This is a genomic window from Candidatus Lokiarchaeota archaeon, from assembly GCA_014730275.1.
GTDB lineage: Archaea > Asgardarchaeota > Thorarchaeia > Thorarchaeales > Thorarchaeaceae > WJIL01.
Genome location: WJIL01000117.1, coordinates 85,934 through 100,670 on the forward strand (window position 1 = coordinate 85,934; position 14,737 = coordinate 100,670).

The 14,737-nt window shown below is 46.0% G+C and carries 12 protein-coding genes and 2 tRNA genes; 10 read left to right on the forward strand and 4 right to left on the reverse strand.

Translation table 11 applies throughout. The features are described 5' to 3' along the window. Positions 1-4: 4 nt before the first annotated feature. The 4 genes from GF309_13130 to GF309_13145 form a co-directional block, all read right to left on the reverse strand. A complete protein-coding gene (locus GF309_13130; protein ID MBD3159720.1) occupies positions 5-973 on the reverse strand; it encodes a hypothetical protein in 969 nt (322 codons plus the stop codon). A gap of 11 nt (positions 974-984) precedes the next feature. Next, entirely contained in the window at positions 985-1,989 is a 1,005-nt protein-coding gene (locus GF309_13135; GenBank protein ID MBD3159721.1) for an SIS domain-containing protein, read from the reverse strand. A gap of 4 nt (positions 1,990-1,993) precedes the next feature. Beyond that, positions 1,994-2,464 carry a DUF664 domain-containing protein gene (locus GF309_13140; GenBank protein ID MBD3159722.1) on the reverse strand — a complete coding sequence of 157 codons (471 nt, stop codon included), beginning with the start codon at positions 2,462-2,464 and terminating at the stop codon, positions 1,994-1,996. Positions 2,465-2,523: 59 nt separating this feature from the next. Next, positions 2,524-2,633, reverse strand: a tRNA-Asp gene (locus GF309_13145). A gap of 322 nt (positions 2,634-2,955) precedes the next feature. On the opposite strand from GF309_13145, the gene GF309_13150 reads away from it, so the two are divergent. The 10 genes from GF309_13150 to tuf all read left to right on the forward strand — a co-directional run. Continuing rightward, a tRNA-Lys gene (locus GF309_13150) sits at positions 2,956-3,062 on the forward strand. A 172-nt stretch (positions 3,063-3,234) separates the two neighbouring features. Continuing rightward, on the forward strand, positions 3,235-6,609 hold the full coding sequence (locus tag GF309_13155; protein MBD3159723.1) for a DNA-directed RNA polymerase subunit B: 3,375 nt from the start codon (positions 3,235-3,237) through the stop codon (positions 6,607-6,609). Beyond that, positions 6,610-9,288 carry a DNA-directed RNA polymerase subunit A' gene (locus GF309_13160; protein MBD3159724.1) on the forward strand — a complete coding sequence of 893 codons (2,679 nt, stop codon included), beginning with the start codon at positions 6,610-6,612 and terminating at the stop codon, positions 9,286-9,288. A gap of 34 nt (positions 9,289-9,322) precedes the next feature. After that, the gene (rpoA2, locus tag GF309_13165; protein ID MBD3159725.1) at positions 9,323-10,474 is read left to right on the forward strand and encodes a DNA-directed RNA polymerase subunit A''; all 1,152 of its coding nucleotides are present in this window, start codon (positions 9,323-9,325) and stop codon (positions 10,472-10,474) included. A 102-nt stretch (positions 10,475-10,576) separates the two neighbouring features. Then, positions 10,577-10,870: a 50S ribosomal protein L30e gene (locus GF309_13170; GenBank protein ID MBD3159726.1), complete on the forward strand. Its 294-nt coding sequence runs from the start codon at positions 10,577-10,579 to the stop codon at positions 10,868-10,870. Positions 10,871-10,902: 32 nt separating this feature from the next. Then, positions 10,903-11,310 (forward strand): NusA-like transcription termination signal-binding factor, encoded by a 408-nt coding sequence (locus GF309_13175; protein MBD3159727.1) that lies wholly within the window; start codon positions 10,903-10,905, stop codon positions 11,308-11,310. A gap of 164 nt (positions 11,311-11,474) precedes the next feature. Beyond that, complete coding sequence (locus tag GF309_13180; protein MBD3159728.1) at positions 11,475-11,918, forward strand: 30S ribosomal protein S12; 444 nt, start codon at positions 11,475-11,477, stop codon at positions 11,916-11,918. Positions 11,919-11,928: 10 nt separating this feature from the next. After that, positions 11,929-12,573 (forward strand): 30S ribosomal protein S7, encoded by a 645-nt coding sequence (locus GF309_13185; protein MBD3159729.1) that lies wholly within the window; start codon positions 11,929-11,931, stop codon positions 12,571-12,573. 87 nt (positions 12,574-12,660) lie between these two features. Continuing rightward, positions 12,661-13,587 (forward strand): EamA family transporter, encoded by a 927-nt coding sequence (locus GF309_13190; GenBank protein ID MBD3159730.1) that lies wholly within the window; start codon positions 12,661-12,663, stop codon positions 13,585-13,587. Between the two features lie 277 nt (positions 13,588-13,864). Further along, on the forward strand, positions 13,865-14,737 hold an 873-nt coding region (gene tuf, locus GF309_13195), incomplete at its 3' end, for an elongation factor 1-alpha (protein MBD3159731.1).

Here is a 14,737-nt window from a genome sequence, read left to right on the forward strand (position 1 = left end):
TGTACTAGAACAAAGATTCGAATTCGCTGCCATCAATCTTTCCTAGGCGTCTTAGAGCTGCCTGAGCGTATTTCCGAACGTGAGGGTCTTCATCATCCAAAAGCTGTTCTAAGCTGGCTGCTGCTGGTGGATATGGTGAAACGCCCATCGCCCAAGCTGCTACACGCCTGACTTCTGTATGTGGTGATGACAAGAATTCAGCTATAGATCTGAGGATTATCTCTGATCGTTTTTCTACAATCAAACGAATCATTCGAACCTGTTCTTCAGGTGAAGCTTCCTTCATGGCACCAATAAGTCCTTGAATAGCCTTTGGAGAGTCCATATCTCGCAAAGCGCGGACACTCCAATCCCTGACTGCCTCTGACTCGTCTTCAAGGGCGGCTAGTAGACAATCGATGGACTCTTCATTTCCTATTCTTCCAAGCGCCCATGCTGCTGATTTCCGCATATCTTCATTTGCGTCTCCAAGAATTGCACATAACGAGCCAACGGTTTTATCATCATCGGATTTGGTGAGGGCGTGGACCGCCTCTCTTCTAAGATCTGTCTTCTCATTTGCATCTCGTGCAATCTGCCGCAGAATCCTTCCGTATTCTTCAGGCTCCTCACTGGCTAGAATATGGGTTGCCCATTTCCTGACCTCAAACGGTTGGTTCTCATCTCTGACTAGTTCAAGGCAATCCGGTGTGAATTCATCACTCCGGGTTCTGTATACAGCTCGCAGTCCTGAAATCCTGATATCCGAGTTTTCATCATTTACTGCTTGACCTATGGCTTCACACATAAGGGGCTTATCAAGCAAATCACAGATACCAATGACTCGTTTTTTCAAATTCTCTTTTCCTGAGGCTTCGAATAATGAAGCCACCAACTCTCGGAATTCAGCAGGGTGCGCATTGATGTACTCTGCAATACCTTCGCGCAATTCTGGCCTATCGCTTTTCATAAGCTGCTGTTTCATAGTGTCCAATGCATATTCCCCTAGTATATCTCGAAAGCTGAAACGTTAGGTTTCTTCCACCCCTTCTTATCTGGCTGGTGTTCCAAAACAGCATAGTATGCAGCCATTTGCAGAGCTATACTGTTGGGAATGACTTGAGAAAGTGAGGTTGATAGACCCAATTCATCATCTGTTTTGAGGTGGTGCGCATGAATTCCAAGCGCATCTTTCAGCGCCTTCATGTACCGGGTCATATTGGTATCAGAATCGGAAATCACGATTGCGGAATCCCCGTCTTCGACTGCCAAGACATAATGATGTCGAAATTCTTCGGTGAGAATCGTGGATGCAAATGTAAGTGAATACTCGTTTACTTTACACATTCCAATTTGAGCAGCAACGTAGTTTGGTCCTTCCGATATGAGATACAATCGACTCTCTGGGCGAATAATCTGTGCTATCTTCTTTCCCTCTTCTTCAGCCCATGCAAGAATCTGTTCTCCTTTTGATTTGAGAATCTCAAGATCCTCAGCTAGATCTTCATGCTCGCCTTCAATGCTGTGTGCTACAATCAACAAGTACGCCATTGCAGTTGTAGTCGGTGAGGAGGGACTGATATCATGAGATGTAACGTGAGATTTCGTCACCCAGACAGTCTCAGCATGTTCTGCTGCACTTCCTTCCGGGTTATCAGTTAGAAGAATGGTGGAAGCACCCATCTCACCAGCTTTGCGAAGTGCATCTATAGTTGTGAGGCTTCGACCTGAAGCAGACACGGCAATCAATGCAGATGCATCGTCAAGAGACAATCGTTTGACTTCTGGTGGCGATACAACAAGTGCATTGATACCTTGGCTCAGGAATACCCATTTGCCATATTCTGCTGCGGCCAAGGAGTCTCCACATCCTGTGAGAACAACCGTTTCACTACCCGATATGATGGAAGCTGTTGAAGTATCTACATTATCGATGGTATCTCCAATCGCAGCTTTCTGTTTGGCAATCGCTTCGTAGCACGCATCCAGGAATTCTGTCAAACCTTTCACCTATTTAGAGCATATTTACATCCGGTGGTTGCCCACCAAGTTTTCTGATGAGTCCTATTATCAGGCCACGATGGTGAACTTCGTGCGTGGCTACATGTAATAATGCCTTAGCAACTGTAAAGTTGTTGGTTACACCATTCCAAATAATGGTCTCCACATTCTGTAAGTCAGTTTCTATCAGGTTCGAAAGATATTCCTCTGTCTTTTCTTCCCTCTCTTTAAACAAAACCCTCACATCAGTGACGGTTGTTACTTCCTCTGGATCATAAAGCCTCCTTCCTCTCCCTTTGAGGACTTCATCAATCCAGTACCCCTCATTATTCACAAGATGAACCACGATGTTCCTGATTGACGAATGCCCGACTCCTAAGTCTCTTGTGAAGTCACGCTCAGAAAGATTTCTTTCTATGGAGGATAAAAGTGGCTCTCTGCACTTGATATTATGTTCGAAAAGAAGCTTTATGCAGTCAATCATGGAACATCAATAATCACACGAGAACATCTTAACCTTGCCTTATCAGCAGAAATTGAATGTGGCGCCCCGGTCGGGAGTTGAACCCGAGTCCCGAGAGTGACAGTCTCGGATGCTATTCTGATACCTATAGATTGTTTCTATAGATATGGCCAGACTACACTACCGGGGCACTACTGAACCTGTCCATACTTGGACGAGTCAACGGGGCCACTTGCAGAGTTCTATTAAAGTTGTCGTTGTCAAACCGTCAGCATAATCCTTTTTTGTTGTCTACATAATACATTCTCTCAGTACATTGCCCCTCATTTGAGCAGCTGATATGCCAAATTAGCTTGTCTTAAGGAAAATCTTTTATTCATACATAATTCCCGTTCGGTGCTCAAGCAGGATTGCTTCCCACTCATGCATGGCCATATGCCGCATCAAAGACAAGATGATGGTGCACATCGTTATCTAGTCATTTGTGTTGCGCATGGTCTACTGCAATGCACGGGCTCGTGGCGCAGACAGGTAGCGCAATAGGCTTTTAACCTAGGGGTCGCGGGTTCAAAGCCTCTCTTGGTTTCCAAGAGATGTGAAACTCCCGCCGAGCCCGCCATCGTGCATGCGCAGTAGTATGAGTTGGTTGCGTTCTGATCGAGCTGAACAATCAACGGGGCGTCTATTGCTGGGAATGTACGAGCTCGGATTTTCTGGGTTCCATGCGAAGGGAAGCATGAGTCTGATTTCTGGCAGTAGTACCCCCGTCCATCTCGGAAAGGTGTCATAATATGGCTGCATTAGACGCAAAAGAACGTGGAAATTACTGGCCGGTTATTGAGGCTTTCTTCGATTACTATGGCCTGGTGGGTCAACATCTTGACTCGTTCAACAGGTTCGTCAACGAAGAGTTGCAGAAAGTGGTCGACGATATTGGGAAGATTACACCCAAGGTTGAGGGCTATCACGTAGAACTTGGTGATATAACTGTAGAAGAACCCTCAATTAGAGAAGCTGATGGAAGCGAGCATCCGCTTTATCCAAATGAGGCTAGAATCCGAGATTTGACCTATGCGGCCAAGTTGTATCTCGAGATGACACCAGTCAGGAAAGATGGCTCCGTATCAACTAGAATGGAAACCCTCCGGATTTATGTCGGCGATCTTCCAATCATGCTTCGAAGTGAAAAATGTCTGCTACACGGGATGTCAGATGAGGAACTTATCGAACATGGTGAAGATCCAAAGGACCCTGGAGGCTATTTCATAATCAATGGTTCTGAGCGGGTATTGGTTACTCAGGAAGATCTTGCACCCAATAGGATTCTAATTGAAGAGGCGAGTAAGAGCTCCAGTTATACTCATGTTGCTAAGGTATTTTCGACATCTCGGGGCTTTAGAGCTCCAGCAACAATTGAACGGAAAAGAACCGGAGAACTAAGAGCATCATTCCCCTCAGTTCCAGGTAAGATTCCATTGGCAATACTGCTCAAGGCTCTCGGATTGGAATCTGACAGAGAAATTGTTGATGTCATCTCTGATGATGATGAAATCCGGAATGAGCTTATTGTTACTATTGAACAATCTGCACCAATAAATGCTGATAGAGATGATCCAGAGGCTTCAACTAAAGACAACGCACTAGACTATATTGGAAAGCGAGTGGCAGTCGGTCAAACAAAGGAATATCGCCTTTCGCGGGCGGAGAAGGTTCTCGACAGATATTTGCTTCCTCACGTTGGGACCGATCCCGAGAATCGTCTTCAGAAGGCTTACTATCTTGGACAGATGATTGAGCGTCTTCTAGAGCTTGTCCTCGGTAAGCGTGAGGCTGATGACAAAGATCATTACGCTAACAAGCGACTAAAACTCTCTGGTGACCTTCTGATGTCACTCTTCAGGGTTGCACTGTACTCTCTGAATCGTGACATAAAGTATCAGCTGGAACGAACTGCCACACGCGGTAGAAAACCCAATATAAGAACGGCGGTTAGAGCGGATGTTATTACACAGCGTCTTAAGCACGCTCTTGCTACCGGGAATTGGGTTGGGGGAAAGGCTGGAGTTTCACAACTACTCGATCGTACTAACTACATATCTTCCCTATCTCACCTGCGCAGAGTGGTTTCACCGCTTTCAAGATCACAACCTCATTTTGAGGCTCGAGACCTTCATTCCACCCATTGGGGGAAGATATGCCCAAACGAGACGCCCGAAGGTCCTAACTGTGGTCTTGTCAAGAATATTGCGATGATGGCGTACATTTCGGTAGGAACTGAGGAAGAACCAATCGAACGTGCACTTCTTCAAGCTGATGTTGAACCAATTGAAAGCCTGAAGGGCAAACGGGGGCAGAAATGGGCAGATGTATTTCTGAATGGCCGTCTTATTGGAGTTCATGCTGCTCCTAAGGTGCTAGCAAAAACCATGCGCCAGAAGAGACAAGCTGGCGAAATCGACTCAGAAACTAACGTCGCATATTATGAAAACACACATGAAGTTCAAGTGAACTGTGATGCTGGCAGGGTTAGACGACCACTAATAGTAGTAGAGAATGGCAAGAGTCGTTTGACCAAAGAACATCTCAGAATGGTAATGGATGGAGAATGGCAGTTTCAAGACTTGATGCGAAACGGACTCGTAGAATTCTTGGATGCAGAGGAAGAAGAGAATGCCCTCATTGCAATGTATCCTGATGATATTGGACCTGATACAACCCACTTGGAGATTGAACCGTCAACTATCCTTGGTATATCTGCAGCTTTGATACCTTTCGCTGAACGAAATCAGTCTCCACGTAACGTATACATGGCGGGTATGGCCAAGCAATCAATAGGTGTTCCCTCGTCCAATTTTAATCATCGTGCTGATACCCGGTCTCATTTCTTCCACTATCCACAGATTCCATTGGTCACGACAAGAGCTATGGATTCGATAGGTTATGAAGACCGACCTGCAGGTCAAAACGTGGTCATGGCAATTCTGTCATTTGAAGGCTATAATATCGAAGACGCTTTGATTATGAACAAGGCCTCAATTGACAGAGGTTTGAGCAGAAGCACATTCTGTCGGGTATACGATAGCGAGGAACGGAAATATCCTGGCGGTCAAGAAGATCGATTTGAAATACCTGAGAGAAGCGTGCGTGGATACCGCGCATCTGAAGCTTATCGCAATCTCGGTGAAGATGGTATTATTGAAACAGAAGTTGAAGTCCAAGGTGGTGATGTTCTTATTGGACGAACTTCACCTCCACGATTCCTTGAAGAATACTCAGAGTTCGAGATTACTTCACCAAATAGACGTGAAACCTCTGTTGCCGTAAGACATGGTGAGTCAGGAGTCGTAGACAACGTAATTCTAACTGAGACAATTGATGGAAATCGTCTTGTGAAGGTCAAGGTACGGGATCTGAGGGTACCAGAGCTTGGTGACAAATATGCTTCCCGTCATGGCCAGAAAGGAGTTCTTGGATACTTGGCGCCCCAAGAGGATTTGCCTTTCACAGAACAAGGCATTGTTCCTGATATGGTTCTTAATCCTCATGCCATCCCTTCAAGGATGACCATTGGACAAATCCTCGAAATGATTGCTGGAAAAGCGTCTTCAGTCGAAGGTCGACAGAAAGATGCTACTCCCTTCTGCGGAGTGACAGAGGAAGAGCTATTTGAAACGCTCAAAGAACATGGATTCCAGCATAATGGCCGTGAGACCATGTACTCCGGAGTAACCGGTGAGAAACTCAAAACCGACATTTTCCTCGGAGTAATCTATTATCAGAAACTCCATCACATGGTTGCGGACAAAATCCACGCTCGTGCAAGAGGTCCTGTACAGATTCTCACTAGGCAACCAACGGAAGGTCGTGCCCGCGAAGGAGGTCTTCGTTTTGGAGAGATGGAACGAGACGTGCTTATCGGACATGGTGCTGCAATGCTTCTGAAAGGTCGCCTCCTCGAGGAATCGGACAGGAGCACGATGCTTGTCTGTGAAGAATGCGGCCTCATTGGAGTGTATGACCGTAATCGTGATAGCTACTACTGCCCGATTTGCGGTTCGGATGCAAAGGTAAGTAGAGTTGTTGTATCATATGCTTTCAAATTGCTTTGTCAAGAAATGATGTCGCTAGGGCTTGCACCCCGACTTAGACTAAAGGAGTTGATCTAGATGTCTTTCAATCAAACACCAACCAAGAAAATCGACGCAATCGAATTCGGGCTGCTTAGCCCAGAAGATATCCGTAAGATGTCAGTTGCTCAGATTGTGGTGGCCGATACCTATGACGAAGACGGCTATCCAATCGAATCTGGAATCATGGATCAAAGACTTGGTGTAATTGATCCGGGACAACGGTGTCGAACGTGTGGGAACCGGGTTGGTAACTGTCCTGGCCATTTTGGTCATATTGAACTTGCAAGACCAGTTATGCACGAAGGATATGCAAAGAAAATCTACAAAGTACTCCGTGCAACGTGTGGTGAATGCAATAGGATTCTTCTTACCCCTGATGAGATTGATTATTTCAAACGTGAAATCAAGAAGTTTCCTAAGACAAGCCAGCGCTATGAAGACTTAATCAAGGACGCTCTTAAGCGTGGAAACAAGCTCAAGAAGGGTAAAGTATGCCCACATTGCGCAGCGGATCAGCACAAGCTCAAATTGGAGAAACCCACTTCCATTTACGAAGTTACCGAACAAGGTTCAGTTAGACTTACACCTATTGATATTCGCGCTATTCTGGAAAACATACCTGATGACGATTATCGTCTGATGGGTATCGACCCTGAAGCTGCCCGACTTGAATGGGCAATTTTGACCGTTCTGCCTGTTCCTCCTGTTACAGTAAGACCGTCAATCACCCTTGAATCTGGTGTGCGCAGCGAGGATGATCTGAGCCATAAACTCATCGACATAATTAGAATCAATCAGCGGCTAAGAGAGAATCTCGATGCAGGCGCGCCACAACTCATCGTTGAAGATTTGTGGGAGCTTCTACAGTATCATGTGACAACCTACTTCGATAATAGTGTAAGCGGAATTCCTCCTGCTCGACATCGGTCCGGAAGAGCGCTTAGAACTCTCTCTCAGAGACTAAAGGGCAAGGAAGGTCGATTCAGATCGAACCTATCAGGGAAACGAGTAGATTTTTCCGCACGGACGGTAATCTCCCCCGATCCGAATCTCAGTATGAATGAGGTTGGAGTCCCTGAACAAGTTGCAAAAATCCTCACAATACCTCAGAGGGTAACGGATTGGAATCTTGAAGACATGAAGGAGCTCGTTATTCGAGGACCGGACAGGCATCCAGGTGCAAATTATCTCATTAGATCTGATGGGCGTAGGGTTGACTTGCGTTTTGTCAAGGATCGAACCATAATTGCTGATACAATAGAACCTGGTTTCGTAATCGAGAGGCATCTAGGCGATGGCGACATTGTTCTTTTCAATCGGCAACCATCTCTACACAGAATGTCAATAATGGCGCACGAAGTACGGGTAGTGCCTTACCGAACATTCCGACTGTCACTTTTTGTGTGTCCCCCTTACAACGCGGACTTCGATGGTGATGAGATGAACCTTCATGTGCCTCAGTCTGAAGAGGCTCGAGCAGAAGCTAGGGTTCTAATGAGAGTACAAGAACAGATACTCTCTCCACGATACGGAGGACCCATTATCGGTGCTCTACAGGACTACATATCTGCTGCATTTCTATTGACTCGAAAATCGAGTCTCTATACTCGCAATCAAGTTAATCAGCTGCTAGCAACCTCTGGCTACGAAGCTGACATTCCAGAACCTGCCATCAAGTCACCCGTCAATCTATGGACTGGAAAGCAAATCTTTAGCATGTTTATTCCTGAAGGCATCAACATTTCATTCACAGCAAACATATGTCGGAATTGTGACGTGTGCAAGGCAGAGGAATGCGAGTTTGACGCATATGTTGTTGTACGCGATGGGAACCTAGAATACGGTGTTGTTGATGAGAAAGCGTTTGGTGCTGGTGAGCCTGATTCTCTCTTCCACAGAATTGTTAAAGAGGAAGGTTCCACAGCTGCGAGGAGATTCATCGACTCCATAGGTAGGCTTCTTGTGCGCCTCATTACTAATCGAGGTTTCACAATGGGTCTTGACGACGTAACCCTTCCCGATGAAGCTTCCCGACGGATTCGAGTCATCTTGAAGGAAGCCAACGAGAAGGTCAACCAACTTATCGAAACGTATCAGCGCGGCGAGCTCGATGCCAATCCTGGTCAAACCGTTCTTGAGACCTTGGAACAACGTATTATGGCAACCCTTGCAGAAGCTCGTGATTCCGCAGGTGAAGTAGCAGGTCAACATCTAGGGTTGGACAACTCGGCTGTAATCATGGCACAGACAGGAGCCAGAGGTTCTCGATTGAACCTTTCTCAGATGGCTGCGGTCGTAGGACAACAAGCCGTTCGTGGTGAACGAATCAGCCGAGGATACGTTGGCAGAACACTCCCTCATTTCAAGGCTGGAGATCTGGGTGCGCGTGCACGAGGATTTGTATCATCGAGCTATAAACGGGGCCTAGATCCTATTGAGTACTGGTTCCACGCTGCAGGAGGAAGAGAGGGTCTTGTAGATACTGCAGTTCGTACCTCAACATCTGGATACATGCAGCGCAGGTTGATGACGGCACTTCAGGACTTGAAAGTTGAGACTGATGGTACTGTGAGAACGGCCCCAGGTAGAATCGTCCAGTTCAAATTTGGTGATGATGGTGTCGATCCAAGTAAATCGGACCACGGAAGAAGCGTTAACATAGATATTGAGCTGGAGAAGGTGTTAGGAAAGGGTAGGATGGAACAAGGGAGGTAGTAAGTAGATGACAGAAGGCAATATGTCCGAGCATATGGAGAAGCGCATGCAAAAGATCAGAGATAACCGGCGATTACCGCCGAAGATTATCAATCAACTTGAAAATAAGTTTGAGAAGTTAGATGTAACAGAAGACGAATTTGATCAAATCTGCGATAATGTAATTCAGTCCTATGAACGGTCCATAGTTGAACCTGGTGAAGCTGTAGGAACGGTTGCTGCTCAAAGTATAGGGGAGCCTGGCACACAGATGACACTGCGTACTTTTCACTATGCCGGTGTTGCAGAATTGAGCGTTACCCAAGGTCTTCCGCGTCTTATCGAGATTGTTGACGCACGTAGAAATCCAAGCACTCCCACGATGACCATTCACTTGGACCCATCTATTGCAGCTGATCGTTCAGAGGCCAAGAAAATAGCACAAAACATTGAGATGGTACTCGTAGAGAGTGTAGCTAGCAACGTTTCTATCGATCTACTTAGACAGGCTATTGATATACGGCTTGACCCCGAACTCATGGAAGACAAGGACCTAACTGTGGAAGCAGTGGCTGAAGCAATCGACAATGACATTAAGAGAAAGGGGGAAGTTGAAACTGGCAAAAACACCATTTTTGTTTACCCTACTAGTGATGAGCTCGCCGATCTCCAGCGACTTAGTGACAAGATACGCGAGGTTAGAGTGAAGGGTATTGATGATGTAACACATGTGGTTATTCGAAAGGACGGTGGGGAATATGTCTTGTATACCGAAGGCACTAATCTTGAAGATGCATTGGAAATAGAAGGTGTAGACCCGAACCGAATCCACACAAACCACCTACGAGAAATTCTTGAGGTTCTCGGAATTGAAGCTACGAGGAACGGAATAATCAAAGAAGCACTTGCAGTTCTTGACGAGCAGGGTATGGACGTTGATGTGCGCCATATCATCTTGGTGGCTGACATGATGACCCATTCAGGTGAGATTCAACAAATTGGCCGCCATGGAATATCAGGACAAAAACACAGCACACTCGCCAGAGCTGCTTTTGAAGTCACAATCAAGCATCTGCTTGGTGCAGGTATCGCTGGTACTAGAGATCCCCTTGATGGTATCACTGAGAACGTGATTTTGGGTCAGCTTATACCACTTGGAACCGGCTCAATTGATCTACTGATGAACCCTCAAGCATCGAATTCATAGTGATAAGAGTTGAAGATACATGTCGGAAACATTAAAACAGGTCATCTATCTGGCCATTCCCTGTAAAGGCCTAGCCTACAATCAAAGAAAGAGGTCGTAATAGTGAGTCTAGAACAGCCGATTGCTAGTGCAGCGAATACTGGCGAATGTCGTATTGGTGCTAAGTCATCAATCCGTGCAATAAAGATGGGAGAGGCCAAACTAGTTGTAGTTGCTGCCAACGCCCCAATTGATGTACTGGAAGATATCGACTACTATGCCAAAATGGGGAATGTTTCTACTAAGAGATTTGAAGGAACCTCTTGGGATTTGGGTGAAGTTATAGGCAAACCATTCATGGTTGCCGCAATAGCGGTCATTGAACCAGGTGATTCAAACATCCTCGAATTGGCGTGAGGGCGAATTTTTTGGGCAAAGTAAAGCTATCCATGGATGATATGGCTCTTATTGCCAAATTCGAACAAATTACCGGCGCTCCCGCAACTGATGTGATTGCTGAAGAGGACCGTCTCATTTTTGTTGTGAGTGGAAAACACTTGGGTAAAGCAATCGGTCCTCGAGGTTCTCACGTGAAAAAAGCTGCTGAACTCTTTGACAAGGAAATCGACATAGTCGAGGATGCAGATAATCCGGAAGACTTCGTGAAGAATGCATTGTCCCCAGCACGTGTTGATGAAGTAAACATTAGAGAGCAGAAGAATGGTCGCAAGGTTGCTTCGGTGAAAGTTAATGATAAAGACCGTGGTATTGCTATTGGCAAACAAGGGCGCAATGTAGCACGAGCCCGCATTCTTGCACAACGCCACTTTGATGTGGATCAAGTTGTAATAGATTGATGGTATGACTGTTTTTCATTAGTTATTTTTTTGTGCTCATTTCTTACAAGAAACCTTTTGTCGTGTCATAATTCTTTTAAGCCTCTAGGAGTGGCTTTGCTCTGACCCACCGTAGAGAACGCCATGAATGGTGTCTTAGCATTAGCACTAGGAGATGTTATGATTTGACCGGAAAGAAAAGCCCAATGGGTGAATTCGCAGCAAGAGACCTGAAGAGGAAACGCAAAAAATTCCGCTGGAAAAAAGCCAGTGTAAAACGGAAGCTTCTCAATTTAAAAGAGAAGACTGATCCCTTGGAAGGGGCACCCCAAGCCAATGGTATTGTACTTGAGAAAGTGGGAATCGAATCCAAACAACCTAACTCAGCTATTCGAAAGGCTGTGAGGATTCAGCTTTCCAAGAATGGGAAACAAATTACTGCTTTTATTCCTGGCGACGGTGGACTGAAGTACATCGATGAGCATGATATGGTGCTAGTAGAAGGAATAGGTGGGGCAATGGGCGGTGCTATGGGTGACTTGCCTGGAGTACGGTGGAAAGTCGTGAAGGTCAATGGTGTAGCCTTAGAATCATTAATCTACGGTAAAGCTGAGAAACCAATTCGGTAGAGGAAGAAAAATGTCAGAAGAAGCAACAACTGAAACTGAAGAACAGGAAACACACACAGCACCAAGGCTTCTGCTTTTCGGCAAATGGGATTCCACGAGGGTTCAAGTTGGCGATATTGGTTTGAGAAGATACATCTCTTTGAAACCTGTTTTGATTCCTCACTCAGCAGGACGACATGCTGGCAAGAGATTCCATAAATCAGATGTTCCCATTGTTGAACGTTACATCAACAAATTGATGAATGCAGGCAAGCGGAAAGCGAAGAAAACGAGGACAGGACGCTGGGCCGGTAAGAAGGCGAGGATGATATACGCCGTTCGACGGGCGTTCAATATGATTAATTTCAAGACAGGCAAGAATCCAATACAAGTTCTTGTAACTGCAATAGAGAACGCAGCACCAGCTGAAGAAACTACTCGCATTTCATATGGTGGCATGGCTTATCCGCGTTCCGTTGATGTTGCTCCTCAACGAAGAATCGATTTGGCTTTGAGGTATTTGGCAGTAGGTTCTGTTCGAGCTGCTCACAAGAATCCGAAATCACTTGAAGAATGCATCGTCGACGAGCTTCTGGCTGCCTATAATAATGATACGAGAAGCTATGCTATTTCCCGTAAGGAAGAGCGGGAGCGCGTAGCCCGATCTGCTCGGTAATGTCTCGTTCCTTTCGGTTTACGACACTAGGCTAAAGCAAATGCTCTTTAACTAGCGGTCTTTGTTTCTGCAAATGAGAGTGGAGACATGGATCAACATACGAAATCGTGGTTAGCCATCCTGTTCACTACTCTCGCTTGGGGCTCGTCTATCGTATTTGCCAAGTTCGTCTATACCGAACTAACACCCATGGTATTCCTGGCGTTGCGTTATACCATTGCATGTCCGCCGCTTTATTTGCTGGGAAGACTTCTAGCTCAGACCAAGCCCGATGAGTACATAATCCGAGAGAATTGGAGAATTCTTCTTGCGGCAGGCATAAGCGGCCCTTTCGTTTCACAGGCACTTCAATACATAGGATTGGGCTATACTACGGCCAGTGACACTGTACTTCTAATCAATTTCGCCCCGTTATCATCAGCAGTCCTAGCAGTCCCCCTTCTTAACGAATCGATGGGCCGATGGAAAATCACAGGCATGATCCTTGCAATTGTTGGTGCATCCTTTATTGTCCTAGGAGGGGCTTCAGTTGAATCAGCAATATTGCCGAATCGTGTACTTGGAGATTTGCTCGTTCTTGGTTCTACATTTTTCTTCGCCCTCAATGGTATTTTTGGAAAAATGGCGGTTAAGACCCTTCATTCTCTGCATTTCACATTTGTTAGCATTTTATTCTCGATTCCTTTTCTCTGGCTATCCGCAATAATCACAGAAGACCTTGCTATTCTGCTTACTGTGTCATTAGGAAACTGGCTTCTTATGCTCTGGATAGGCATTGTGAACACTGCCGTTAGCTTCGCCCTCTACTATGAAGCTCACAGACATATAGACGCCTCCACCATCCAAATTGGGTTAAATATGGTTGCAGTATGGGGTGTCCTTCTGTCCGTCCTTCTGCTTGCTGAATCCGTAACATTGCTTACACTTTTCGGTGGCGCACTTACTGTTGTGGGTGTCATACTAGCACAGGCTTTCACCAAAAGAAATAGGACTGCTTCCGAAAAGACCCCATAATCCTCTCTCCTTGCTCAATACCATCCGGTATTCTAGACCCTATACTCCTCCTGTAGGATTATTTCGGGTATCTTTGGAAGTATCGGAGGCCATAACACTTAGTAACTGACCTTTAATTTCCTCAATAAAGCTTCGCCGTACTCTCTTGGGATGAATCGCAATTATTAAAAGGTGAGCACGGCAGGACTCAAAAAGCCAGTCCTTCCATGAGGAAGGGCTACCAAACAAGAATAATAGGAGAGATTATGCCTTGCCTAAGAAAAGTGAGCATCTCAATATGGTTGTTATCGGGCACGTAGACCACGGCAAATCAACCATGGTTGGGAGGCTATTATATGAAACAGGCGCTGTTGATGAGCGTACATTCCAGGCGCACAAGAAAGAAGCGGAGGAACTTGGGCGGCCTAGCTGGGCATGGGCCTTTGCGCTGGACCGCCTGAAAGAAGAGCGCGAACGTGGTTTAACCATCGATATCGCTTTCTTCAAGTTCGAGACTCCGGGAGGACTATACTACACGATTATTGATGCTCCTGGTCACAAGGACTTCATCAAGAACATGATTACTGGTGCATCACAAGCAGACCTCGCTCTACTCGTTGTGTCTGCGAAACGTGGTGAGTTCGAAGCCGGTATTGGTCCAGGTGGACAGACCAAAGAGCATGCCTACCTTGCAATGACATTGGGTGTGCCTAACATCATCGTATGTGTTAACAAAATGGATGATGAGACTGTCGACTATAGTGAGGACCGGTTCAATGAGGTTAAAGAAGAAGTGGGTGGCTTCCTGAAAGGCATCGGATACAAGCCTGAGGATGTTGAATTCATTCCTACTTCCGCTTTGTCAGCATGTAACCTCAAGGAGAACACACCCGACCTTACACCTTGGTATGACGGACCGTCTTTGCTTGAGGCACTTGATCAAGTACAGTTACCTGAGAAACCAATCGAGTTGCCCCTCCGAGTACCTATCAACGATGTGTACTCAATCAAGGGTGTCGGTACTGTACCAGTAGGACGTGTCGAGACTGGAGTCATGAAACCTGGTGACAAAGTCACATTCATGCCGCCGAACAAGACCGGTGAAGTCAAATCGATTGAAATGCATCATGAGATGCTAGATGAAGCAGAACCAGGTGACAATGTTGGTTTC